Annotated in this window: 27 protein-coding genes; 12 read left to right on the top strand and 15 right to left on the bottom strand. The window is 41.3% G+C overall.

All coding sequences use genetic code 11. The features are described from left to right. Positions 1-97: 97 nt before the first annotated feature. Complete coding sequence (locus tag IQ244_RS00920) at positions 98-817, top strand: hypothetical protein (RefSeq protein WP_193889183.1); 720 nt, start codon at positions 98-100, stop codon at positions 815-817. An 88-nt stretch (positions 818-905) separates the two neighbouring features. Here IQ244_RS00920 and IQ244_RS00925 read toward each other — a convergent pair whose 3' ends face one another. The 6 genes from IQ244_RS00925 to mfd all read right to left on the bottom strand — a co-directional run bounded on the left by IQ244_RS00925 (position 906) and on the right by mfd (position 6,269). Further along, positions 906-1,469, bottom strand: a complete 564-nt coding sequence (locus IQ244_RS00925) for a Uma2 family endonuclease (RefSeq protein WP_193889184.1) — start codon at positions 1,467-1,469, stop codon at positions 906-908. A gap of 128 nt (positions 1,470-1,597) precedes the next feature. Next, on the bottom strand, positions 1,598-1,822 hold the full coding sequence (locus IQ244_RS00930; protein ID WP_228058654.1) for a DUF5615 family PIN-like protein: 225 nt from the start codon (positions 1,820-1,822) through the stop codon (positions 1,598-1,600). Further along, positions 1,819-2,043: a DUF433 domain-containing protein gene (locus tag IQ244_RS00935; RefSeq protein WP_193889185.1), complete on the bottom strand. Its 225-nt coding sequence runs from the start codon at positions 2,041-2,043 to the stop codon at positions 1,819-1,821. The genes IQ244_RS00930 and IQ244_RS00935 overlap by 4 nt, the downstream gene beginning before the upstream one ends. 67 nt (positions 2,044-2,110) lie before the next feature. Continuing rightward, positions 2,111-2,494: a type II toxin-antitoxin system death-on-curing family toxin gene (locus IQ244_RS00940; protein ID WP_193889186.1), complete on the bottom strand. Its 384-nt coding sequence runs from the start codon at positions 2,492-2,494 to the stop codon at positions 2,111-2,113. Further along, positions 2,491-2,688: a ribbon-helix-helix protein, CopG family gene (locus IQ244_RS00945; RefSeq protein WP_193889187.1), complete on the bottom strand. Its 198-nt coding sequence runs from the start codon at positions 2,686-2,688 to the stop codon at positions 2,491-2,493. The genes IQ244_RS00940 and IQ244_RS00945 overlap by 4 nt, the downstream gene beginning before the upstream one ends. Before the next feature lie 53 nt (positions 2,689-2,741). Next, positions 2,742-6,269, bottom strand: coding sequence for a transcription-repair coupling factor (gene mfd, locus IQ244_RS00950; protein ID WP_193889188.1), 3,528 nt, complete (start codon positions 6,267-6,269; stop codon positions 2,742-2,744). A gap of 317 nt (positions 6,270-6,586) precedes the next feature. Here mfd and IQ244_RS00955 point away from each other — a divergent pair, with 317 nt between their 5' ends. Continuing rightward, entirely contained in the window at positions 6,587-7,915 is a 1,329-nt protein-coding gene (locus IQ244_RS00955; protein ID WP_193889189.1) for a hemolysin family protein, read from the top strand. Positions 7,916-8,051: 136 nt separating this feature from the next. Here IQ244_RS00955 and IQ244_RS00960 read toward each other — a convergent pair whose 3' ends face one another. After that, complete coding sequence (locus IQ244_RS00960) at positions 8,052-9,233, bottom strand: aldo/keto reductase (protein ID WP_193889190.1); 1,182 nt, start codon at positions 9,231-9,233, stop codon at positions 8,052-8,054. Here IQ244_RS00960 and IQ244_RS00965 point away from each other — a divergent pair. Continuing rightward, complete coding sequence (locus IQ244_RS00965; protein WP_193889317.1) at positions 9,172-9,336, top strand: hypothetical protein; 165 nt, start codon at positions 9,172-9,174, stop codon at positions 9,334-9,336. The genes IQ244_RS00960 and IQ244_RS00965 overlap by 62 nt on opposite strands. A 282-nt stretch (positions 9,337-9,618) precedes the next feature. Here IQ244_RS00965 and IQ244_RS00970 read toward each other — a convergent pair whose 3' ends face one another. Both IQ244_RS00970 and IQ244_RS00975 read right to left on the bottom strand, forming a co-directional pair. Beyond that, positions 9,619-9,855, bottom strand: a complete 237-nt coding sequence (locus IQ244_RS00970) for a hypothetical protein (RefSeq protein ID WP_228058655.1) — start codon at positions 9,853-9,855, stop codon at positions 9,619-9,621. Between the two features lie 472 nt (positions 9,856-10,327). Continuing rightward, complete coding sequence (locus IQ244_RS00975) at positions 10,328-11,551, bottom strand: HhoA/HhoB/HtrA family serine endopeptidase (protein ID WP_193889191.1); 1,224 nt, start codon at positions 11,549-11,551, stop codon at positions 10,328-10,330. Positions 11,552-11,927: 376 nt separating this feature from the next. Between IQ244_RS00975 and IQ244_RS00980 the strand changes: the two genes are divergently transcribed. The 3 genes from IQ244_RS00980 to IQ244_RS00990 all read left to right on the top strand — a co-directional run bounded on the left by IQ244_RS00980 (position 11,928) and on the right by IQ244_RS00990 (position 13,219). Continuing rightward, complete coding sequence (locus tag IQ244_RS00980) at positions 11,928-12,290, top strand: hypothetical protein (protein ID WP_193889192.1); 363 nt, start codon at positions 11,928-11,930, stop codon at positions 12,288-12,290. Then, positions 12,287-12,688: an HNH endonuclease gene (locus IQ244_RS00985; RefSeq protein ID WP_193889193.1), complete on the top strand. Its 402-nt coding sequence runs from the start codon at positions 12,287-12,289 to the stop codon at positions 12,686-12,688. Before IQ244_RS00980 ends, IQ244_RS00985 begins: the two co-directional genes overlap by 4 nt. A gap of 144 nt (positions 12,689-12,832) precedes the next feature. Then, complete coding sequence (locus IQ244_RS00990) at positions 12,833-13,219, top strand: metal-sensing transcriptional repressor (protein ID WP_193889194.1); 387 nt, start codon at positions 12,833-12,835, stop codon at positions 13,217-13,219. Between the two features lie 211 nt (positions 13,220-13,430). Here IQ244_RS00990 and truB read toward each other — a convergent pair whose 3' ends face one another. From truB to IQ244_RS01010, 4 genes are all read right to left on the bottom strand, one after another. Then, positions 13,431-14,309 carry a tRNA pseudouridine(55) synthase TruB gene (gene truB / locus IQ244_RS00995; RefSeq protein WP_193889303.1) on the bottom strand — a complete coding sequence of 293 codons (879 nt, stop codon included), beginning with the start codon at positions 14,307-14,309 and terminating at the stop codon, positions 13,431-13,433. Between the two features lie 327 nt (positions 14,310-14,636). Continuing rightward, positions 14,637-14,840: a nucleotidyltransferase domain-containing protein gene (locus IQ244_RS32285; protein ID WP_228058678.1), complete on the bottom strand. Its 204-nt coding sequence runs from the start codon at positions 14,838-14,840 to the stop codon at positions 14,637-14,639. Next, positions 14,794-15,006, bottom strand: a complete 213-nt coding sequence (locus IQ244_RS01005) for a toxin secretion, membrane fusion protein (protein WP_228058656.1) — start codon at positions 15,004-15,006, stop codon at positions 14,794-14,796. The genes IQ244_RS32285 and IQ244_RS01005 overlap by 47 nt, the downstream gene beginning before the upstream one ends. 25 nt (positions 15,007-15,031) lie before the next feature. Beyond that, entirely contained in the window at positions 15,032-15,631 is a 600-nt protein-coding gene (locus tag IQ244_RS01010; RefSeq protein WP_193889195.1) for an MBL fold metallo-hydrolase, read from the bottom strand. Between the two features lie 130 nt (positions 15,632-15,761). Between IQ244_RS01010 and IQ244_RS01015 the strand changes: the two genes are divergently transcribed. Next, the gene (locus tag IQ244_RS01015) at positions 15,762-16,187 is read left to right on the top strand and encodes an acyl-CoA thioesterase (RefSeq protein WP_193889196.1); all 426 of its coding nucleotides are present in this window, start codon (positions 15,762-15,764) and stop codon (positions 16,185-16,187) included. 136 nt (positions 16,188-16,323) lie between these two features. Here the strand turns inward: IQ244_RS01015 and IQ244_RS01020 are convergent, their stop codons facing one another. After that, positions 16,324-16,962 carry a glutathione S-transferase family protein gene (locus IQ244_RS01020; RefSeq protein ID WP_193889197.1) on the bottom strand — a complete coding sequence of 213 codons (639 nt, stop codon included), beginning with the start codon at positions 16,960-16,962 and terminating at the stop codon, positions 16,324-16,326. 212 nt (positions 16,963-17,174) lie between these two features. On the opposite strand from IQ244_RS01020, the gene IQ244_RS01025 reads away from it, so the two are divergent. From IQ244_RS01025 to gatC, 3 genes are all read left to right on the top strand, one after another. Beyond that, complete coding sequence (locus IQ244_RS01025) at positions 17,175-17,876, top strand: SOS response-associated peptidase (protein WP_193889305.1); 702 nt, start codon at positions 17,175-17,177, stop codon at positions 17,874-17,876. Between the two features lie 130 nt (positions 17,877-18,006). Further along, positions 18,007-18,528: a photosystem I assembly protein Ycf3 gene (locus IQ244_RS01030; RefSeq protein WP_193889198.1), complete on the top strand. Its 522-nt coding sequence runs from the start codon at positions 18,007-18,009 to the stop codon at positions 18,526-18,528. Positions 18,529-18,641: 113 nt separating this feature from the next. Next, positions 18,642-18,935: an Asp-tRNA(Asn)/Glu-tRNA(Gln) amidotransferase subunit GatC gene (gene gatC, locus IQ244_RS01035; protein ID WP_193889199.1), complete on the top strand. Its 294-nt coding sequence runs from the start codon at positions 18,642-18,644 to the stop codon at positions 18,933-18,935. Positions 18,936-19,007: 72 nt separating this feature from the next. Here gatC and IQ244_RS01040 read toward each other — a convergent pair whose 3' ends face one another. Next, entirely contained in the window at positions 19,008-19,628 is a 621-nt protein-coding gene (locus IQ244_RS01040; RefSeq protein ID WP_193889200.1) for a CP12 domain-containing protein, read from the bottom strand. 487 nt (positions 19,629-20,115) lie between these two features. On the opposite strand from IQ244_RS01040, the gene IQ244_RS01045 reads away from it, so the two are divergent. Together IQ244_RS01045 and IQ244_RS01050 are read left to right on the top strand one after the other, a co-directional pair. Continuing rightward, positions 20,116-21,258 (top strand): hypothetical protein, encoded by a 1,143-nt coding sequence (locus IQ244_RS01045; protein WP_193889201.1) that lies wholly within the window; start codon positions 20,116-20,118, stop codon positions 21,256-21,258. Positions 21,259-21,335: 77 nt separating this feature from the next. Beyond that, complete coding sequence (locus IQ244_RS01050; protein WP_193889202.1) at positions 21,336-22,043, top strand: M15 family metallopeptidase; 708 nt, start codon at positions 21,336-21,338, stop codon at positions 22,041-22,043. The last annotated feature ends 4 nt before the right edge of the window (positions 22,044-22,047 follow it).

Consider the following 22,047-nt stretch of genomic DNA (forward strand, 5'->3'; position numbering starts at 1 on the left):
TCTTCTTCATTTTAACCTTTACTAGTTTTTAACACTATTTTATACATTTTTTTGTAAAATATATCTTTAACTTCAAACTTTGAAAAAACTATTAAGTGTGAATAAAAGAATTAAAGCTACTGATATTAAATGGGCTTACAGCAAAGAGATAGGAACTAATAAAACACAAGGATTTATTAATAGCCTTTGTCTATTTGTTGGCGAAATAATTAGAAGTGATGAAGTAGGGCTTATTGTTTGGCGACATCAGCCTATCATAATGATTCGCATTCATAAGGTAGATTTCGATACTGAGACGACCTATGCTGAGATAATCACTTTTAAAGATTCAAGATTGAAGGATATGTTAAACGATCTAAATCTTGAAAATAATGATCCTAAAATAATTTGTTCTGGCTTGGAGGTATTCTGTTACCGTCCCAAACCAGACAAACCATATCATCCCTATATTCACCCCACATACATTCGCGCTAGAGAACAAGCATCAAGAGTGATAGATGCAATATATACAGTCTTCATTAATCCAGAAATAGGAGCTTGCGTTTCATTTGCTCAAGTTAAAGAGAATATATCTGAAAAGTTTTTTAAAACTTTGTCTAAGAAAAAGAAACCCCAAGCTGACGATGAAGAAATAATGAATTTTGCAACATCTGTGGACAATTGGTTAAGAGAGTTTTATACCAATAAAATTGGGTCTAAACAGTACAAAACTAAAAACAGATATCCCATTGCTCCTAAGCCTCTAGAAGGCACTGCACTATACGTTATAACCTCAGATGAAGATGGAAACTTAATATTCTATCATACTGATGTTTAACAAACTTATGTCTTAACTAGCAGTACATAACCACAAGCTCTTTTTCTAGCTCTGGTGGTAAATCAAGATTAATATTCATGTTCACTTTCTACTCCAATAGCCAACCGAATAGATTGCCTACCGTAAGCCGTAATTCACTTGCAAAAGATGGAACAGGAAGTAACTGCTCTGCCTGATCAAATACCTCTGGTGGCTGGTTTGAAAAATATACAAATACTACTTTTTCACTGGGGTCAATCAACCAACCCATTTGAGTTCCATGCTTTAAAGAATGTAAGATTTTAGCAATAACTTTACTTTGGCTTTGCTCAGGAGAAAGGATTTCAATTATCCAATCGGGTGCTAGTGCAAAAACATTTGCCACACCTCCATTCTCATTTCGCGGAATTCTCTCCCACAGAAACACAGATACATCTGGGACAATCGCACGTCCAGCAAAAATGCAGAGCAACTCTGGAAAAGCTCGCGCTATTTTCTGCGGCTTAGTGACTCCATTGATAGTAATGATTAGTTCGCCTTGAATTGTACTGTGTTCACCCTGTGGCATTTGTTTTTGAAGAATCTGGCCATCAATGTATTCACTGGCAGGTTTAGTTTCTGGTAGTTTGAGAAACTCCTCTAATGTCAAATTTTTGGATGGTGTCTGTACCATTGGCGACTACCTTTCCTATTCTCCACTGATTTCAACTAACTTTTCACCTGTTCGCAAAAGCTCTAATGCTTTTGGCAAAGTAGCAATTAAAATCTCTTGTAACCGAGAATTTGATGTATTTCCGCACGTCAACCAGATAATTTGGGTGGTGTTCCCAGACGCTCAACCAAGTCAACAAAGTCGCTATCCTTAGTTAAAAAGATAACTCCTTGAGTTTTTGCTGCCTCAAAAATCTCAAGGTCTTCAGTATCTCTCAGACCAACATCACGTAAAGCTAAAGCTGTTATACCAAAAGTGTTGCTGATCCAAGTCGCAATGGCAGGCGATAAATGTGCATCTATCCAGATTGTCATGCTACTAACACTGGATGATTCAGCTTCCGTGAAGCATATAGTAGTGCGGCTTTGAGGTCATCTGCTTCTAAATCAGGCATTTCTGCTAATATTTGTTCTGCATTAAGTCCAGCAGCAAACAAATCTAATACATCTGACACCCGAATTCTCATACCTCGAATACATGGACGACCGCCGCATTGTTTGGGATTAATTGTAATTCTGCTCAGTAAGTTTGACATATAGTTTTACTTGATGATTAATCCTAATTTACTATTTAAACACTAGCCGTTTCTACGATGTGCCATATTAACCTGTAGTATGCAACCGTAACCATTCGACAAGTGCATCTCGACCTAAATTACCTGATGCTACTGCTAAGATAATTTGCTCTTGTTCATCAACATCAGCACTAATTTCAGTTCCATTTAGTATCATAAAAGTTTCCATTGCAGCGTGACCAGTGCGCTTATTTCCATCAATAAATGGATGGTTCATGATAATTGAAAACCCTAAAGCAACAGCTTTATCAATAACCATTGGGTATAAATTTTTACCACCAAATGTCATACGAGGTTGAGCAATTGCAGATTCCAAACTACCCAAATCACGAACACCTATTGCTCCTCCTGACTGCTCAATAATTTGACGATGCAGATTCAGTACCTCAACTAATGATAAATAACGAGTCATGCCAAACGTCGGTAAAGTTCAGCATTTTTTGTAAGCACATAATTTGCTGCATCAGTGAAATCGCTTTTTTGATAGCTCAACCATTCTTCTATACTGACACGCAGCAATGCTTCCAGGGAAATACCATGTACTTTCGCTAATTCTTCTAGCTTTTGTAATTCGCTATCTGGAATATCAATAGTAATAGAAGCCATAATCATTCAATCCTCAAAACTGTGAGTAGAGTCTAACATTCATTGAAAACTTTCTAAACAACAACCGCTTCGGCGATCGCACCTTGCATTCTCCCCATTGCATCAATCAAACTTTGCAATTGTTGATCGGCTTTCATCACAGCTAAACCGCGGACTGTGACTTTACCAGGAGAGTAAACAAAGCGGGTTTTGAGATGTTCTGGTAAGTTGGCTGCGAGTAAATTCCACGCGGGTTCTTCCATTGGTGTTTCTAAAATTACGTGTTGTTTGTTCTCTGGTTTAATCCGGCTAAATCCTAATTTTTTCGCCAATTGTTTTAGTTCCATGACGCGCAACAGTTGATTGGCGGGGACGGGTAAAGTACCATAGCGATCGCTCCATTCGGCTGCAATCTGCGTTAGTTCATCTTTCGATTTTGCCGCCGCTACCGCACGGTACGCACTCATCTTTTGATCAATATCGGGAATATAATCAGCGGGGACAAATGCGGTGAGGTTGAGGTCAATTTGCGTATCGTCAACTTGGGGAATTTCTTGACCGCGAATTTCCCTAATCGCTTCTTCTAACATTTCCATATACAAGTCAAAACCGATCGCATCCATTTGACCGGATTGTTCTGCACCAAGCAAGTTACCCACGCCGCGGATTTCCATGTCGCGCATCGCCAATTGATACCCGGAACCGAGTTGGGTAAATTCTTGAATCGCCCGTAACCGTTGCCGCGCCGCATCAGATAATGTCCGCTGCTTGGGATAAAATAACCAAGCATGGGCTTGAATACCTGCCCGGCCGACACGACCTCGTAATTGGTATAGTTGCGATAATCCAAAGCGGTGCGCGTCTTCAATTAAGATGGTGTTAACACGGGGAATATCTAAACCCGATTCAATAATTGTTGTACATACTAATATGTCTGCGTCACCATTACTAAAGGTGAGCATGGTTGATTCTAACTCGCTTTCGTCCATTTGCCCGTGAGCGATCGCAAATCTCCCCCCAGGGATCATCTCTCGCAATTTGGCTGTGGTTTCTTCAATTCCTTCCACTCGCGGAACTACATAAAACACCTGTCCGCTTCTGTCTAATTCTTGGCGAATTGCACTGCGGACTGTTTCGGGATTCAATGGTGAAAGATGGGTTTGAATCGCCCGTCGGCTTGGGGGTGGTGTGGTAATCAAACTCATCTCGCGTATCCCCGACAACGACATATACAAGGTGCGGGGAATGGGTGTGGCGGAAAGAGTCAGCACATCAACCTGAGTTTTTAAGCCTTTAATTTTCTCTTTTTGGTTCACCCCAAATCTTTGTTCTTCATCCACAACTAACAAACCTAAGTCGCGGAAAGATACGCCTTTCCCTAAAAGTTGGTGTGTACCCACGACTATATCTAACTCACCCGTCGCCAAGCGTTTTTGTATAGTCCGGCGTTCTTCAGCACTGCGGAAGCGGTTGAGTAAGCCGACATTTACGGGATAAGGGGCAAAGCGTTCTTTGAGGGTGTGGTAGTGTTGCTGGGTAAGAATGGTAGTTGGTGCGAGGAGTGCGACTTGTTTACCAGAAGTCACGGCTTTGAAAATGGCGCGGATTGCGACTTCGGTTTTACCAAAACCAACGTCACCACAAACTAAACGATCCATTGGGCGATCGCTTTCCATATCCCGTTTGACATCTTGGACGGCTTTAAGTTGGTCGGTGGTAGGTTGGTAAGGAAAAGAATCTTCCATTTCCTCTTGCCAAGGCATATCGTGAGGATAGGCGTAACCTTGTTGTTGCGATCGCGCTGCATATAATTTCAGCAAATCTACCGCTAATTTCTTGATGGCTTTACGGACACGGTTTTTCGTATTATCCCAAGCCTTACCAGTCATTTTATGCAGTTCTGGGGCTTTATCACCTGTGGCACGAAACCTTGACAAAGAACCAACTTGATCAGCCGCCACCCGCAACAGACCATCAGCGTACTGCACAACTATGTAATCACGGGTTTCATCATTAAATGTCAGACTTTCCAGCTTGACAAATTTACCAATCCCGTGACTTCTATGAACTACATAATCTCCCGGACGCAGTTTATTCGGGTCAACTTGCTTAGAAGCAGCCTTGCGGCGTTTGCGGATATATCCCGGTGTGGCGAGGGAGTGCTGACCGTAAAATTCGCGATCAGTGATAATTACTAGGCGGTATGTCGGGAGAATAAATCCTTCAAGTTCCGCCAACCCCGAATATTTTAGGGCGACTGGGGTATGGTTGATTTGCAGTTTTTCAATCGCTTGGTAATCGCGCGGGTTGGGGATAAATTGCGCTGGACAGTCGTGTTCTTGGAGTAAAGAGACAGAACGGGACGGTTGGGCAGAAATTAACCAGATCGAGAAATTGCGATCGCGTTCTTGGCGTAATGTTTCCGCAAGTTTACCAAACTGATGTGGTGTAACAGGTACAGACCGACTCGCTAAATTGATCCCGTTGTTTTCTTCGGCGATTTCCGATAAATAAACAGTGGGAAATTCGGTAAGTTCCGCCAGACAGTCATCAAACGACCGATGGATTTTCGGCAATTGCACAGCACCCAAATCTAATTCCCCAGTCCCCAAAGACCATTGTTCCTCAGCATTTTCCACCCAGCGATCGCTATGGGCATGACACTGTTCTGGTTCATCAATAGCAATTAAGGTATTTTCGGGCAGATAATCTAAAATCGATGCTGGTTTTGCAAACGCCAGACCCAAAAACCTACGACTTCCTTCTAAGAGTGCTGTTAGCGGTAGCGGGGCGTTTAGCCCGTGCTGAGTGCTGAGTGCTGAGTCTGGTTCTTCTTTAAGAAAAGCTTGGAATTCAGCACTATCCTTAAGCGCATCCAGAATAATGGGAGTAAAGCTGGTAGGAGTCAACACAACCTGAGCAATTTTGTCAAGAGCAGAACGCTGAGTTGTGGGGTCAAATTCTCTGATTTGCTCGATTTCGTCGCCAAACCATTCCAAGCGCACTGGTAATTCTGAAGATACTGGAAAAATATCGACAATATCACCGCGCCGACTCCATTGACCTTCTGTTTCTACCAGGGGTACTCGTTCATAACCCAAGGTGGTAATTTTGGTACTGAAAGTATTTAAGTCAAATTCCATCCCCTTCTTTAAAGTGAGGCTAAGGGGTGAAAAAGCCTCTAGTGGCGGCAAATGCGGCTGTAATGCGTTTGTAGTAGCAACTACCGCTATTGTCTTATTCTGACCATTGACAGACTCTTGACTCTTGACCAAATCCGCCAGAACTTGCATTTGTCCCCAAGTCATTTCCGTTTCGGGATCAAAAGGTTCGTAAGGGGATGCTTCCGAAGTAGGGTAAAAATGGACTGTTTGCCAGCCCATCGCCTCTAATTGAGCGTAGGCGCGTCCGGCTTCCTCCAGAGTGGCACAGACTACAAATAAATTTTTGCCTGAATTTTGTGCTAATGCCGAGGCTACCAGACCCTTGGGTAGACGGGCAATTCCATTTAAGCGTAAATCTTTTTGCCGATTGAGCTTGGAAAGTAGTTCTGTGGTGAGAGGCGATCGCGCCAAGGCACGCACAATAGAAGAAAATGCCATAAGTTCTACTAGAGGTGGAAATCTTCGGTGATAAGAAAATTTATAGGTAGTTTATGTTCACCATTTTAAAAGTGTTAACACCTTACTTATTACTTCTATGGAAGAATGATGATGGAAATTATAAATATATAAATTTAAGAAGTTAAACTACTACTTTGTGCATAGTCAACTGAAATATAAAGTGTAAAGTCTAAATTTCATCCCTGAATATTTAGCCTTTTTTGGTCAAGGCACATATCTCAGCACTTTAAATAACGTTTAATACTAGATACTAGGGGTTAAGCATAGTTCGCTCCCCATAGCGGCAAATCCAAATCATGTCCTCCATTACTTCTGAAATTTTAATCATTTTGGTACTAATCATTGCCAACGGCATCTTCTCGATGTCTGAGATGGCTATTGTCTCAGCGCGGAAGGTCAGGCTTCAGCAGCTTGCCAATCAAGGAGATCCCAAAGCCAGGGCAGCATTAAAACTAGCAGAGTCTCCCAATAATTTTTTATCTACTGTTCAAGTCGGAATTTCTCTGATCGGTATCCTGACTGGTGCTTTTGGGGGAGCTACAATTGCTAGTCGTCTGGCAGTATATGTAAAACTTATCCCCGTTTTAGCTCCCTATAGCGAACCAGTATCCTTTGGGATAGTCGTTTTAATTATTACGTATCTATCTCTGATTATTGGGGAATTAGTACCGAAGCGTTTGGCATTAAACAACCCAGAAAAAATTGCTGCCTTTGTTGCTATACCCATGCGGGCGTTAGCGGCTCTAGCATCCCCAGCGGTGCATCTGTTGAGTGCTTCTACAGAGTTGGTGTTGCGGATTTTAGGAATTACGCCTTCTGATGAGCCGCAAGTCACGGAAGAAGAAATTAAAATCCTAATTGAGCAAGGTACAGAAGCGGGAACCTTTGAAGAAGCCGAACAAGATATAGTAGAGCGAGTTTTTCGTTTAGGCGATCGCCCTGTCAGTTCTTTTATGACCCCCCGCCCTGATATCATCTGGCTAGATTTAGAAGACACTGCCGAAGAAAACCGCCAAAAAATGACTGAAAATGGTTATTCTCGGTATCCAGTTTGTCAAGGAGGACTTGACAATGTACTGGGAATTATCCCTGTGACAGACTTACTCGCCAGGAGTTTTCGCGGAGAATCCCTAGATTTAACAGTGGGATTGCGTCAACCTGTGTTTGTCCCAGAAAGCACCCGTGGCTTGAAGGTTTTGGAGTTATTCAAGCAAACTATCACCCACATGGCGATTGTCGTGGATGAATACGGCGTAATTCAAGGATTAGTCACCCTCAACGACATCATGAGCGAAATCGTCGGCGATGTTCCCGCAGGGCCGGGAGAAGATGAACCCCAAGCAGTACAAAGAGAAGATGGTTCATGGCTACTGGATGGGATGTTACCAGTAGATCAATTTTTTGAACTTTTTGAGATGGAAGAGTGGGAATCTGACGAACGCGGTAGCTATCAAACCTTGGGCGGCTTTGTGATTACTCATTTAGGGCGCATCCCCTCCGCCGCCGATCATTTTGAATGGGAAGGAATGCGGGTTGAGGTGATGGATATGGACGGTAATCGCGTAGATAAGGTGTTAGTTGTGCCAATGGGGAGTCAAACACAGGCGAAGAAAGAAAATGAATAGAGGTTAGGAATTATACTAATTTAATGTGAAATGGCACATATCTAGCTCCCCCCAAATCCACGACGCTGAGGGAGGCGGGGGGATCTGAATTTAGGATTACCCAAGTTTTATCCGAAAAGTATTGAGTCCCTAGCCCCTAAGATTGAGATAAGCGTTTCACTTCTTCACCACCTAACATTTCATGGGCTTTTGCCAAAATGCGAGGAATTTTATCGGCGTGGGGACTTCGGCTAAGACATTGGCATAAATCTACTTCGTTAAGCTGATCTGCTTTGTTCCCAGGAAACCAATGACTAGCGTTACCCATGAGGTTGTAACGGGTTTTGGCGTAGTCTACTAAATCGTAAGCATTAGCTAAATTCCATAGCCACAAAATCATGGGAATATTTATCTCGCCTGGGGTATGTTCCCATCTTGGTAAGTTGAGATGCCAAGTTTTTACCCAATCTTCCCCTAAAATGGCGATCGCTTCCTCTTCTAATCTCGCCAAAATTGGGGGCAAAATTTCTGATGACTCATTCAATAACGCTAATGTCTTCAGGTGTTCATCAAAATCTTGGGGTTTGGCTGCGCCTAAACTCAAGGTATGCACCTGAGAATGGCTCAGACAAAACAAATCATTAAACACCATTGGACTCAAGGGCGCACACAGATTCACTAATTTTTGTGGTGGTTTATAAAGCTGTCCGCCTTTATCGGAAGGACTAATAATAAATACTCCCATATCAAGGCGAGTAGCAGCTAAAATGGCAGGCCAATTAGTTTGATTTATGTAGTACCAATGCAGATTTACATAATCAAATTGGTTAGTATTAATTGCCTGCACAATTAAATCTGTAGCCCCGTGGGTAGAAAAGCCAATAAATCTAACTTTGCCCTCAGCTTGCAGTTGTTTGGCTACGTCTAAACAACCACCAGGACGGATGCTATATTCCAGCGATTCAGCATGATTAATACCATGCAAACTAAACAAGTCAACATAATCTAACTGGAGATTACGCAACGATTTTTCAAATGTCTGCCGGAATTCTCTGGCATCAGCAACAGGTGAAACTTTAGTTTGCACAATCAATTTTTCACGAGGAAACTTTGGTAGAATTTTGCCCAATTGCATTTCCGAACTACCATAACCACGCGCAGTTTCAATGTGATTAATTCCGACCTCAACTGCTTTGTTAATAGTGGCTTCGAGATTTTTTTGGTTATCTGCGGGAATTTCTAGCCAAGAAACATCCTGCCATTTGAACTGATATCTCATGCCGCCGCAAGAAAACACCGGCATCTGTAATTCTGTGCGTCCAAATCGTCTGTATAGCATTAGTGGATTGTGGATTTTTGGTATCAAGTCTCAATCAGGCGATCGCTATATTTTTATCTTTTCAAGTCCTGACACTGGTAATATCCATCGAGCCATCAAATAAGTCAGGTTTTTGGTTGTCAGATAGCGAAGTTTTTCAGTCCCAAAAGACTAATTACCATATCCTGCCCAGTATTCGCAAGTCACTTCAGCAATTATTCTCAAGAATTTAGACTAACATACCCCCAGGATTTGTTAGTCTAAATCTTAAAATAACCAACTATTTCCGCAATTGTCTGTTGTTGACCAATGGTAGTTTTAAACTATCTAATTATGGTATTTGCACCCAGTTTATATTTCATCTTTAGTTATGCGCTGTTACTACAGTGGTAAGCACAGTCATTGATTAATACCTTTCGTAGCGACCAGGAACCCAGCGACGACCGCGCGGTGTTCTTTCCCAGTGGGCTGGAACCCATCTCTGGCGCACAACTTTGCGGACAACAACAGGTTTACGTACAACAACAGTTCGGTGGTTATCACGTTTAATAATAACCGGCGCGGCTGATGCTTGGGTTTGCACAGCAAATACTGAGAGTGGTAAAGCTAGTAAAGCTCCAGCAAGGATACGTTTGATAATCATCTTTAAATCTCCTGAAGTTTCTTGTTGTTGAGTTATCTACAGCCTTATTCAAGAATTTGAAACTTACACCCATGAGCAGACCAGAGAAAATACTTTAAATAACAGCGTTTCCTTTTACGGGATTTCACTAGTAGGATAAATATTTACGCCAGTAGTTTAGGTATAAATTATTTTTAAATTCTCGATAAGATTGCTGATTAACTTTCATATTCAGTTTAGAAAACTCCGCAGAAATTCGGATGTGAAAAAAGTCGTGATTATAAGATGACTAAAGTCATAAACCAATACGCTTCAGTTAATAAAGTTTTCCTATGGCGATGAGGTAACAGTAAAAGATAAAAAATGATTTACAAACGTCTTTCTCTCTTGTCTCCCTTATCTCTTTTTCTCGGATATCAAAACTGCTATAACTCAAAAAAATATGGGGATAAGCCTGAGCCTATCCCCATTTTCAAACATCAGAAATTAGCACTTAAGAAGTAGCATTTTGCAACTCAGCCGTGCGGACTGATAGCTGTTGTGTCTGATTACCTCGTTGAACTTTTACCTGTAAGGATTGACCAAGGTTGGTATTTTCCACAAAGTTCTGCAACTGTTCTGCATTAGTAATGCTTTGGCTATCTATTTGCAGGATGACATCACCACGGCGGATACCTGCTTTAGCTGCGGGGGAATTTGGGACAACTCGCATCACTAAAACCCCATTAACTTCTGGGATTTCAAATGTAGAGTTGGGGTCGCTGTTATTTTGTTTAGCTAATTCTGGTGTTAATGTGACCATTTGCACACCTAAATAGGGGTGAGCAACTTTACCATCTCGTTCCAGTTGTGTAGCGATCGCTTTTGCTTTATCAATGGGAATGGCAAAGCCAATACCCATCGCATCAGCCCGAATTGCGGTGTTAATCCCAATCACTTCACCACGATCATTTAATAAAGGGCCGCCAGAGTTACCGGGGTTAATAGCTGCGTCAGTTTGAATAAAGTCTAAGCGTTTGTCAGAAATTCCCACTTGGGCGCTAGAACGTTTGAGAGTGCTGACAATACCCAAGGTTACAGTATTATCAAAGCCTAAAGGATTACCAACTGCGATCGCCCAATCTCCCACTTGTACAGCATTAGAAGAACCCAAAGGTGCAACGGGTAAATCTTTACCAGCGTTAATTTTCACAACAGCTAGATCTGTCACTTCGTCGATGCCTTGAACTTTGCCTTCAAAAGTGCGACCATCCTTGAGGCGAACCGTCACTTTATCTGCTTTATCAACAACGTGGGCATTAGTTAAAACTAAACCACTTTTATCAATAATGAATCCAGAACCAAGACCACGCAATTGCTCTGGCGGTAATTGTTGAGAATAACCATCACCAAAAAACTGCCGGAAAAATGGGTCTTCCATAAACGGGTCGGAACGACGGCGAGTAATTGTGCGTTCTGTGTCAATTCTCACCACTGCTGACCCAACACGATTTACCGCTGCGGTGACAAAACTGCTATTACCGATAGCAGCCGTAGCTGGTGATTGCCTTTGAGCAATTAATTCTGGTGCATCACCCACTTTTAAAGAACTAGGTGCAGGTTCCGCTTGGGAAGGTAACACCCGCAGAGTGCTAACTGTAAGCAAGACTCCCAAAAATATGGCGAAAATATGGGTACTAAGTCTACGTAGAGAACGGGCTATTTTGGACAATCGCATAATCACAACCTAAATTTTAGAAGCCGAATTTTTGCTTAGTCGTGACAAATCTATCTAAAGTTATTTTTACAGCTAGGATGAAACTCCTGCGTACTAACTTTGGTTTACTGCTTTAGATACTCAATACTTGAACTAAAGCATGGTATTCACTACCTGTAATTTAAATTAATTGAAAATTTCCCTTGATAGCTATTACGGACATTTACCCTGTAGAGGTTCGGGTATCACCAGGACTTACGCACAAAGATTATCTGTGGGGTGAAAGGATATGGGGTGTAAGGGTAGTTCATTTAAATTCTGCTAGGGTAACTGTTCTGTAACTTGGCCTTGAGTGAATAGAGCTATAATTTAAGGCGGGTGATTTTCAGCTAGACGCATGAATACAGTAGCAATTTTGCCAATATCTGATGCTAACGGGGAGAAATCCTATCGTGCGATCGCCGGAGATAAACATTCTGTTGGCAAAACTGCGGGGCAGGCTCTCGATGCCTTAACTGCCCAGTTAGATGAAATTGAATTTAGCGCACTACTGATTATTCAAAGCTTTCGTTCGGACTCGTTTTTCAATGCCGAGCAACAAGAACGGCTATCAGAGTTAATGAATCTATGGCGGTTAGCACGAGATCAACAGCAGCAACTCCCGCCAGAACAACAAGCAGAATTGGATAGATTAGTTGAAGCAGAACTGAGGGCAGCAACAGCCCGGACTGCGGCATGGATGCAGCAAGGGAATTTATGAATCCCTACTATAAGCTAACCGCCCAACGCGCCAACCATCGCTGTGAGTATTGCAAAGCCCCTGAAGTCGTTTTTAATTTTCCATTTGAAGTAGAACACATTATTCCACTCTCTCGGCAAGGTGCAAACAACGAAGCAAATTTAGCCCTTGCCTGTCGTTCTTGCAATCTCCGCAAAGGAATTCGTGTGAGTGGGATTGCTTCTGATTCCAACACAGAAGTTCGCTTTTTTAATCCAAGAGAGGATAATTGGAGTGAACATTTTCAAGTTGATGTTGAATCTGGCAAAATTTTAGGTACAACTCCAGTTGGAAAAGTAACTGTAGAGTATTTAGAGATGAACAGTCCTGCTCAAGTGGCAGCACGACAACTTTGGATTAGCTTGAATTTGTTTCCGTAGTTGAGTAACAGGTTGTTTTGCGGATCGCCCAACGGAAAGCTCTACCCGCTGACGAACAAGAAGCGATCGCCCCTTATATTAAATAGAAATAACACCCATTCCCCCTCTAGGCTAGGATCTTAGTACTGCCAGTGTTTTAATGCCATGAATGGATCAAACCGATTAACTCCAGAGTCCTTGCCTATCAACCAATCAGCCGAAAACTTCCATACTCACGATACTGATCATATTCATGAACATGGAGAGCCTAGTCATGTTCATGTCCATAGTGAAGAGTCTTTACGGAAAATTGTCAATCGCCTGTCGCGGATAGAAGGACATATTCGCGGTATTAAAACAATGGTGAAACAAAGTAGTCCTTGTCCTGATGTATTATTGCAGATTGCCGCAGTTCGGGGCGCATTAGATCGCGTTGCAAGAATTGTGCTAGATGAACATTTAACTGAATGTGTTGCCAGAGCCGCCAAGGAAGGCAATATAGATGTGGAAATTGAACAATTAAAGGCTGCTTTAGATCGATTTATGCCTTAATCAAGCTGATTTAAAAGTCACATTTTCTTGAGCCTTGGCGATTAGAAATCGTCGCTATACAGACAAAACCCGCGCAGGCGGGTTGTTTGATTAAGTCCACCTGTATGAACTTTGTTGATGTAGTAGCGAATTTTATACTCGCCCAATTAATTCTTGATAAATCATCTCTCTTAATAGAACAAGGGAATTTTGGGAAGGTATCAGCATACATTCACGCAACTGGTTCAAATACCATTTGTGGAATTAATAGTTCATCTTGTGATTGTCCAATCCCTAAAAATCGCGTTTCATTTTCATATACGCGCACAAGCCCCAAATTATCAGAAATAAGGGAAACTTTTTGTCCCTGACACCATTTTCGCGCCAGTTCTGAAGGTAAATTCACGGTTAGCAAATGCTGTAAGGCGACATCTGGAAGAATGGGTTGAAATGTCCCAGTTTGTAACTGTGCTTCTAACTCAGTAATAGAAAGACTCTGACTCAAATCAAAACCGCTGCTTTGGTTACGAGTTAAAGCGGCGAGAGTTCCGCCAGTGTTGAAAACTGCGCCTAAATCACGAGCGATCGCTCTAATATATGTACCACTACCACAGGCGATCGCTACATCTAATTCCGGAAAATCCCCTTCTCGCCAATCTAAAATATCTATCTGAAAAACTTCGACTGTACGTGCTGGAACTTCGACAGTTTCACCTTGACGCGCCAAATCATACAAGCGTTTTCCATCAACTTGAATTGCACTATAAATTGGCGGTATTTGTTCAATCTTCCCAACAAATTGTGTGAGTGCAGTTTCTATTTCAGCCAAACTCAAATTTGCACAAGGTTGTGAAGCGATAATTTCTCCTTGCAAATCATCGGTTGTGGTACGTACACCAAAACGAATAGTGGCTTTGTAAGCTTTGTCTCCTGGGAGATACTGCAATAATCTTGTGGCTTTACCCAGTGCAATTGGTAATACCCCAGTCGCAGCCGGATCTAAAGTTCCTGCGTGTCCTACCCGTTTGAGGCGCAACAGCTTGCGTACCCGCGCTACACAGTCGTGAGAAGTCCAATCAAATGATTTGTTTAAGTTAAGAAAACCTTGCACAGTAATATTTTTTAAAATTTTGTGATGCGTTGCTTTTAACAGAATTTTTGACGGTGAATTGTCCGATGTGGACACATAGCCTACATTTTTAATTCAAATTTTCTAAATCAGCTAAATCTTGAAGTCTTCCTGATGCTTCTTTATTTTTTTTCAGATTATCTAAATCAATAAAATTAACAAGAATATTATCAATTCTAACTTCTAATCTTAAAGGATAACAATTTTCAAAATTCACCCCATCAATAGTTGTTAATACATCAATTCTATTAGGAGGATAACCAAGCTGAATAATTTGGTCTGGAGTCAGGAAATCTTCTGGTTTTAATCCTAAAGAACTAAACCCAAATTGTTTTGTTTTAAAGCTTGAATTATATTATTGGCATTTTCTGTACTCATTTCTATCCAAATGTCAATATCTTTGGTATAGCGAGGATGACCATGTATCGCTACTGCATAACCACCAACAATCAAATAACGAACATTATTATCGTTGAGAAATTGTATAAACTCTTTGAAGTCTTGATTCAGCACTATTATCTTTCCAACTATGATATTCTTGGCGAATTTGCTCTAAGGCTTCTAGTCGGGATTGATACGATTGAGTTTGCCAATAAGCAAAATCGCTTTTTTGCTGTTTAAGTTTAACTTTATGACAAATTATTGCCATTTGGCGATGTTTGACAGAGATATCTTTCATAAGCTTGCTTCTCCCAACCCAACTATCACAATTTTGCGGCTAATTCTTTTAACCGCAGGTGTCCATCTCGAAACACTGACCAGCCATCTCCCACTAAGACTGTTTCCACATTACTCAATTGTGCCAGCCTGTGGACAGAAGCGATCGCTGCTTCTGAATCGAGTAACTTTTCTTTTGCCAAGATAGTTAAAGTCCCGGCTGTATGCGCCCGGATTAAATCCCCTGTAATTAAGGTAGTGTCTTCCAAGAGTAATGCTAGTTCACCAGGAGTCTTGGAACCTTGGAGTTCAATGGTCTTTAATCCAGGGACAAACTCATCACCATCATACAGCCAGCGATCGCAAACTATGGGGAAACATTCTTTTTCTGCTGCCGGGCCTGCTACATTAGCATAGGTTTGCACCGCAATTTCTTTTGCTGCCCGAATATGTTCCGAGTTTGTCAGTATAATCCAATCCACACCACCGAGAGATTCCAGGTGATTCCAGTCGTGGTTTGATAAAGCTACTGGGTCAATCAAGATATTGCCATCGGGACGAATCCAAGCAATCCCATTGAAATCAATATTTCTTGCAGGATTGAAAGTAGACCAGCCATATAAATCGGGACGGTGCAGAGATTTCATAATGATTCTGGTACTTTACCTTCAATAAATCGTAAATTAAGAGAGTTGCATCAATAATGTATCAGTAATTTCGCCTATAGTCCAAATTCGCATTTTCTTTTAACCCCACTTACTAACTCCGATTATTTTCATGCAGTTATTCAAGACTTTACTCCGTGTCCGGCACTATGAAATGGATGCTTTAGGCCATGTTAATAATGCCGTTTACCAAAACTATTTGGAACAGGCGGCTATTGAACACTCAGAACACCTCGGTGCAAATTTAGCTGTTTACCGCGAGTTGGGCGGTGTATTTGTAATGCGGCGCGTAGAAATTGACTATCTCCGGCCAGCCGTGGCAGGTGATACTTTAGAAGTTACCACCTGGTTAAAAGAAATGCGTGGTACTCGTGCTTTTCGATGTTACGAAATTCGCAAACAACACGAAGATGATTTATTAGTTACGGCTGAAGCATTGTGGGTGTGGGTAGATGCTAAAACTATGCGTCCACGACCCATCCCTAACAGAATTTCCGACAAGTTTTTGCAAATTCAAGGCTTGGGTGTAGCTGAATAATTCGCAATTTTGAGTCAGTATTCATAAGTCAGAAATATAGAAACTAGCCAAATCTCTCTCTCGAAGAATCATCATTATTGAATAATTATGAATTTGGGCTTCCTGACTCCGAGAGTTTATGCTGATCAACATTTATTTAGCAGAATTCCGCTTCTTGGAGAATTGGCTCATGTGTAATACTGATATACCTTGGTTGCGCTTTGATACATTCTATCCATCTTTGAATAGCCGGAAACCTAGATAAATCAAACCCACCTTCATCGGCTACATGGGTATAAGCAAATAAAGCAATATCAGCAATGGTATAGCGATCGCCAACAAAATACATCTGAGATTGCAGATGATTTTCCATCACTCTTAATGCTGCATAACCAGGTTCTTGCTTTTGTGCTAAAGCAGCCTGATATTCTTCCGCTTTCCCTAAAATGGAAATCCAAAATCTTGATGTCGCAATATACGGTTCATGACTATATTGTTCAAAAAATAACCATTGCAAAACCTGTGCTTTTAAGAAGCGATCGTAGGGAAGAAATTCTGTGTATTCACTGAGATATGCCAAAATAGCATTTGATTCTGTTAAGTAATTCCCTGGTTCAACTTCCAATACAGGTATTTTGCCGTTAGGATTCTTACTTAAGAATTCAGGTGTCCGACTTTCTCCCTTTAAGATATTCACCTCGATTCTTTCATAGGGAATACCCATTTGTGATAATAAAAGACGTATCTTATAGCCATTACCAGAGGGTAAAAAATCGTACAGACGTAGCGTTTCCATGCCAAAAAGATGATGAAGAGTATTAGGAGAAATGAGGCTCTAAAATACAATATCTTACAAAATCTTTCGAGTTAAACAGGATAATTTTTTCCCTTTTAAGCATCTTCATCAAAACTAGATTTATCTGAAAAAATAAAAAACAAATTATTTATTATTTCTAGTATTTATCAACTTTAAATGTTCAATTTAATTCAATGGGGTCAATTAAAAATATGTGTGGAAGATTTACTTTAAATCAGCCAGCATCCTCACTGGCAAAGGCTTTCCCTCTCCAGCAAATTCCCGATTTAGCTGCCCAATATAACATTGCACCTACACAAATGGTGCCAACAGTGCTACATAACCCCACCAGTAAACAGGATGAATTTCAACAATTACGTTGGGGCTTGATTCCTGCTTGGGCAAAAGATATAAAAATAGGAGTAAAGCTAATTAACGCCAGAGCCGAAACCGTGGCAGAAAAACCAGCTTTTCGCACAGCTTTTAAGCGCCGACGCTGTTTGGTAATAGCTGATGGCTTTTATGAATGGCAAAAGCAACAAGGTAAAAAACAGCCCTTTTATTTTCGGCTGCAAGATAGCCAACCCTTTGCTTTTGCGGGATTATGGGAGATGTGGCACTCACCAGAAGGAGAAGAAATTGCCTCTTGTACGATTGTGACAACAACAGCTAACAAATTGTTAGCACCAATTCATGAGCGAATGCCAGTCATTTTGGCACCAGAAGATTACGATTTGTGGCTAGATACGCAAGTGCAAACACCAGAAAGACTTCAGCCACTGTTAGATCCCTATCCCTCTGAAGCAATGACAGCCTACCCAGTCAGCAATTTGGTCAACAAACCCCAGCACAACAGTCCAGAATGTATTATCCCTCTAAGTGAAGAGAATACCCTCCCAAATCAGTTAAATTAACTATTGAGTGCTGTTAGCGGTAGCGGGGCGTTTAGCCCGTGCTAAGTGCTGAGTAAACACCCAATCAAGAAATGCTGTAATTTCCAAGAGCATCTTTTGAGCTAGTAGCTGTACAACCATAGAGGCAGTTATGCCAAGAACACAGAAAAACGATAACTTTATTGACAAATCTTTTACCGTCATGGCGGATATCATTCTCAAGATACTGCCAACTAACAGAAAAGCGAAAGAAGCATTTGTTTATTACCGCGATGGTATGTCGGCACAAGCAGAAGGAGAATATGCCGAAGCATTAGAATATTATGAAGAAGCCCTAACACTAGAAGAAGACTCCAACGATCGCAGTTATATTTTCTATAACATGGGTCTAATTTACGCCAGTAACGGTGATCACGATAAAGCTTTAGAACTTTATCACAAAGCAATTGACATCAACCCACGCATACCCCAAGCTTTGAATAATATCGCCGTGATTTATCATTATCAAGGCGAAAAAGCTAAAGAAGCTGGAGATCATGACGGTGGTGAAGCACTGTTTGACCAAGCCGCAGATTATTGGATTCGAGCTATTCGGATGGCTCCCAATAACTACATTGAAGCGCAAAACTGGCTGAAAACCACTGGACGGATGCAAATTGACGTATTCTTTTAGTCAATTGTCATTAGTCAATTGTCAATTGTTAATCATGTGATCAGCAAAAACTTTTGACTTTTGACTTTTGACTTTTGACTCTTGACTTTTGACTCTTGACTTATAACTAAACCATGATTGACCGTGAGCAAGTTCATAAAGTAGCTCTTCTCGCTAGGTTAGACTTAACGCCAGCAGAAGAAGAGCAATTTACCACTCAGCTAGGAAGTATTTTGGATTATGTGGAACAGCTGAGTGAACTAGATGTTACTGATGTAATACCAACTACAAGAGCAATTGATGTTAGCAATGTGACGCGAGAGGATGAGTTAAAACCTTATCCTGACAGAGATGCAATACTTGAAAGTGCGCCAGAACAAGAAGGGGAATTTTTCAAAGTACCGAAAATTCTCAACAGCGCAGAGTAGAAAATATTAAAGTCTGAAGGATGAAGTATGAAATCTATTTTCATACTTCATCCTTCAGACTTCATACCTTATTTAAGGCTTATAATTTCGGCATTCAGGCGCATCAGGATTTTCCCGACAGTATTCTTCAAACGAACCTTTAGCCGAAACCATACCTTCTGCTTTTTGATGGGCGGCTTCTGCTTGTAGTTCTTCCACTTCATCCCAAGCAGCAGCACAGGCTTTAGAATAAGCTCCATATTGAGTACAAATAGCACGGGCAGTTTCTACGGCTTTTTGAATTTTCTCCTCTAGCCTTAGTGCTGTTGGGGCTTCGACAAAATTACTCTTAGTCAAAATATCAGTAATTGAGATGATGCCTAACAGCTTACTTTGAATTACTGGCGCTCTGCGAATACCAGTGTTGGCAAACAACCGCGCTACATATTCAATACTCAACTCAGGATTGACGACAATGCAAGGTTTACTCATAATTTCATAAACCCGCACAAGCTTAGGGTCTTTACCGTAGGCTATTACCTTATAGACAATATCTGTTTCGCTAACCATGCCATAGGCATCATTATCATAGCGACGATCAACAACCAAAGCACGCAAGTTTTTGTCTTTCATCAGGCTAACTGCTTCAGCGACAGTTGCAGACCCGCGAATGGTAATTACATCCTTGGTCATGATATCTTCAGCTTTCATCATTGCTCTAGTCTCCTGGTAAATAGCAGGGGAGGTAAGCTAACAGGTGTGGGGGTGTAAGGGTGTAGGGTAGAAGAAATGATGATTCTTGCATTGGTTTGATAGTTCTGACTCATTCCCTTTAGAAAAACCGACCCTTGCTATCTACTCACTACTCCTATTCCCTATTCCCTACTCCCTTTTTTTTGAAAAATTACCCAGCCATAACAATAAATTAGTGCAGGTTTCAGTTCATGATGTTATCGAAAGTGACCGAAGCTGAAAATATGGGCAGAATCATTTTGTAAAGTATGAAGTGCGGAGGGTAAAATATGAAATTTTATACTTTAATTTTCATTTTTTATCCGTAGACAAGCTAGGATGATTTCAGCACCATCCAAATACAACTAACACTGTTTGCTAATATTCAAGCCAAAGCACTACACATTTCGTATTTGCTGTAAGTTTGTACCCAGGTATCCCATTTGCCAGTAAATTCTGAGACTCAGCTATGTCAAATCGTCATTATCCACCCGCCTACCTACGTTATCTCAAAGCCAGGTTATTGAATTTTAGCAAGCCGGCTTTTTGGGGAACAGCGATTTTTTTATCCGTGCTAGGTCTGGTAATTAGAGAATACTGGTCTAACCCAAATGCGTTTACCAGCAAACAAAACAGCGAAGCCACAACACAGAAAGCTGATAATTCTTCACTGTCGGCAGAAGATAAAGCGATCGCCGCAGATATTGATAACTTACCAGTTCTGTATAATGATGTGGATAAATCAGATAGCCCCGCAATTGTGAGTTCCTCTACAGATAACTCCAAGTCGAAAAAGGGTAAAGATTTTTTACAGGATGTAATTAATAAGCAGAAATCTGCTAAAGAACCTAAATTCAATCCTAGTTTAGGTAGCAGTGACGGTATATTATCTGAAGGGAAAAATCCTTTTGTCGCCCAAACAGAGAATCTATTGCAGTTTGGCACACAAAATAGCAGTCAGTTGATAAATTCTGCGTCTCAACCACAAGGTTCAGCCGCAAACCCTTATGCTGCACAAACCGGCATCAATCAGACTCCAATTAATCCATACAATTCAATTAGCCCTTCACCCACAATTTTTGCACCATCATCTCCCCAATTAGTCCCATCTAACACTAATAGTGCCACTTCCAACCCCAGCAATACTTTTGGGCAACCCGCATACAACGGAGTTCCCCAGAATTTATCTAATATCAATAGTACGACGACAAATTTCGGCAATAACCTTGGTAAAACTCCGTCTAACTCAGTTCCTCAAAGTTTACCTACTAATAATCAGAACTTTCTGCCCAACACCAGTTTAAATAGCAGTACAGGTTATATCCAGCCTACTGTACCAACTCCACCGGTGAATTATTATAACGGTGCAAATACTGTCCAGCCGTTGACTAATCAATTACCATCAACAACTACGACCCAACCTGTTAATTCATCTCTACCAACTAACACTACACCTTACTCTGCCCCAAATTCCTCGGCATACGTTGTGACACCTGCGGCTCCAGCAAGTTATCAAAACAATCGCTATTTTAGAGGCATTCAACTACCATCAAATACTTCCGTTCCTGGCCAGTCTACAGGTGGAGTGCAGGGAAATCCTTATGGTTATTGATGTCCTGAATAAATTGGAATAGGTAGTATGATTTAAGATTCTGGAAAGTCATCCTAAATCTTAAATCCAAAATTGGTATGAGACCTTATCACCATATCCCCATTGTTGAATGCGGTGAAGCTCTGGTAGAAATTCCTTTGCAGATATTTGCGGTAGAATCGCCCCATCCTTATGAAAAATTGGGGGCTATTTATGGGGAATATTCGCCTTATTATCTCCGCCAAAGTGTTGTGGAAAATTTAATCACAGCCCAAAATTACTTGGAATTACTACATCCTCATTGGCGGATTCAAATTTTTGACGGCTATCGTCCGGTAACAGTACAGCAGTTTATGGTAGATTACAGCTTTGCTACGGCAGTGCAAGCGAGGGGACTGACTGAAGCAGAGTTATCACCCAGCCAACGCGAAGAAATTTGGGATGCGGTTTACCAAATTTGGGCTGTTCCAAGTATGGATGAAAAAACGCCGCCACCTCATAGTACAGGGGCTGCTGTGGATGTAACCTTAGTCGATGATGCCGGACAAATAGTAGATATGGGTTCGCCTATTGATGAATTGTCAGAGCGATCGCATCCCGATTATTATGCCAATCATCAGCATCCAGAAGCACAACAATATCATGTCCACCGTCAGCTATTAAATGATGTCATGTTCAAAGCTGGCTTTCAACGCAATCCTAGAGAATGGTGGCATTTTTGTTTTGGTGATCAAATGTGGGCGTGGTTAAATAATCAAACAAATTCAGCCAATAATTTTACAGCCCGTTATGGTCGGATTTTATAGATGT

Source organism: Nostoc sp. LEGE 06077 (assembly GCF_015207705.1).
GTDB lineage: Bacteria > Cyanobacteriota > Cyanobacteriia > Cyanobacteriales > Nostocaceae > Nostoc_B.

Bases quoted from the DNA above. Each gene is read 5' to 3' on its own strand.
- IQ244_RS01040 (WP_193889200.1), bottom strand. From the start codon at position 19,628: ATGATGAAAGCTGAAGATATCATGACCAAGGATGTAATTACCATTCGC.
- IQ244_RS01045 (WP_193889201.1), top strand. From the start codon at position 20,116: ATGTCAAATCGTCATTATCCACCCGCCTACCTACGTTATCTCAAAGCC.
- gatC (WP_193889199.1), top strand. From the start codon at position 18,642: ATGATTGACCGTGAGCAAGTTCATAAAGTAGCTCTTCTCGCTAGGTTA.
- IQ244_RS00955 (WP_193889189.1), top strand. From the start codon at position 6,587: ATGTCCTCCATTACTTCTGAAATTTTAATCATTTTGGTACTAATCATT.
- IQ244_RS00980 (WP_193889192.1), top strand. From the start codon at position 11,928: ATGAATACAGTAGCAATTTTGCCAATATCTGATGCTAACGGGGAGAAA.
- IQ244_RS00940 (WP_193889186.1), bottom strand. From the start codon at position 2,494: ATGACTCGTTATTTATCATTAGTTGAGGTACTGAATCTGCATCGTCAA.
- IQ244_RS00985 (WP_193889193.1), top strand. From the start codon at position 12,287: ATGAATCCCTACTATAAGCTAACCGCCCAACGCGCCAACCATCGCTGT.
- IQ244_RS00960 (WP_193889190.1), bottom strand. From the start codon at position 9,233: ATGCTATACAGACGATTTGGACGCACAGAATTACAGATGCCGGTGTTT.
- IQ244_RS01050 (WP_193889202.1), top strand. From the start codon at position 21,336: ATGAGACCTTATCACCATATCCCCATTGTTGAATGCGGTGAAGCTCTG.
- IQ244_RS01010 (WP_193889195.1), bottom strand. From the start codon at position 15,631: ATGAAATCTCTGCACCGTCCCGATTTATATGGCTGGTCTACTTTCAAT.
- IQ244_RS00945 (WP_193889187.1), bottom strand. From the start codon at position 2,688: ATGGCTTCTATTACTATTGATATTCCAGATAGCGAATTACAAAAGCTA.
- IQ244_RS00975 (WP_193889191.1), bottom strand. From the start codon at position 11,551: ATGCGATTGTCCAAAATAGCCCGTTCTCTACGTAGACTTAGTACCCAT.
- IQ244_RS00965 (WP_193889317.1), top strand. From the start codon at position 9,172: ATGCCGCCGCAAGAAAACACCGGCATCTGTAATTCTGTGCGTCCAAAT.
- IQ244_RS00930 (WP_228058654.1), bottom strand. From the start codon at position 1,822: ATGACAATCTGGATAGATGCACATTTATCGCCTGCCATTGCGACTTGG.
- IQ244_RS01005 (WP_228058656.1), bottom strand. From the start codon at position 15,006: ATGAAAGATATCTCTGTCAAACATCGCCAAATGGCAATAATTTGTCAT.
- IQ244_RS00925 (WP_193889184.1), bottom strand. From the start codon at position 1,469: ATGGTACAGACACCATCCAAAAATTTGACATTAGAGGAGTTTCTCAAA.
- IQ244_RS01030 (WP_193889198.1), top strand. From the start codon at position 18,007: ATGCCAAGAACACAGAAAAACGATAACTTTATTGACAAATCTTTTACC.
- IQ244_RS01025 (WP_193889305.1), top strand. From the start codon at position 17,175: ATGTGTGGAAGATTTACTTTAAATCAGCCAGCATCCTCACTGGCAAAG.
- mfd (WP_193889188.1), bottom strand. From the start codon at position 6,269: ATGGCATTTTCTTCTATTGTGCGTGCCTTGGCGCGATCGCCTCTCACC.
- IQ244_RS01020 (WP_193889197.1), bottom strand. From the start codon at position 16,962: ATGGAAACGCTACGTCTGTACGATTTTTTACCCTCTGGTAATGGCTAT.
- IQ244_RS00935 (WP_193889185.1), bottom strand. From the start codon at position 2,043: ATGTCAAACTTACTGAGCAGAATTACAATTAATCCCAAACAATGCGGC.
- IQ244_RS00990 (WP_193889194.1), top strand. From the start codon at position 12,833: ATGAATGGATCAAACCGATTAACTCCAGAGTCCTTGCCTATCAACCAA.
- IQ244_RS00970 (WP_228058655.1), bottom strand. From the start codon at position 9,855: ATGATTATCAAACGTATCCTTGCTGGAGCTTTACTAGCTTTACCACTC.
- IQ244_RS01015 (WP_193889196.1), top strand. From the start codon at position 15,762: ATGCAGTTATTCAAGACTTTACTCCGTGTCCGGCACTATGAAATGGAT.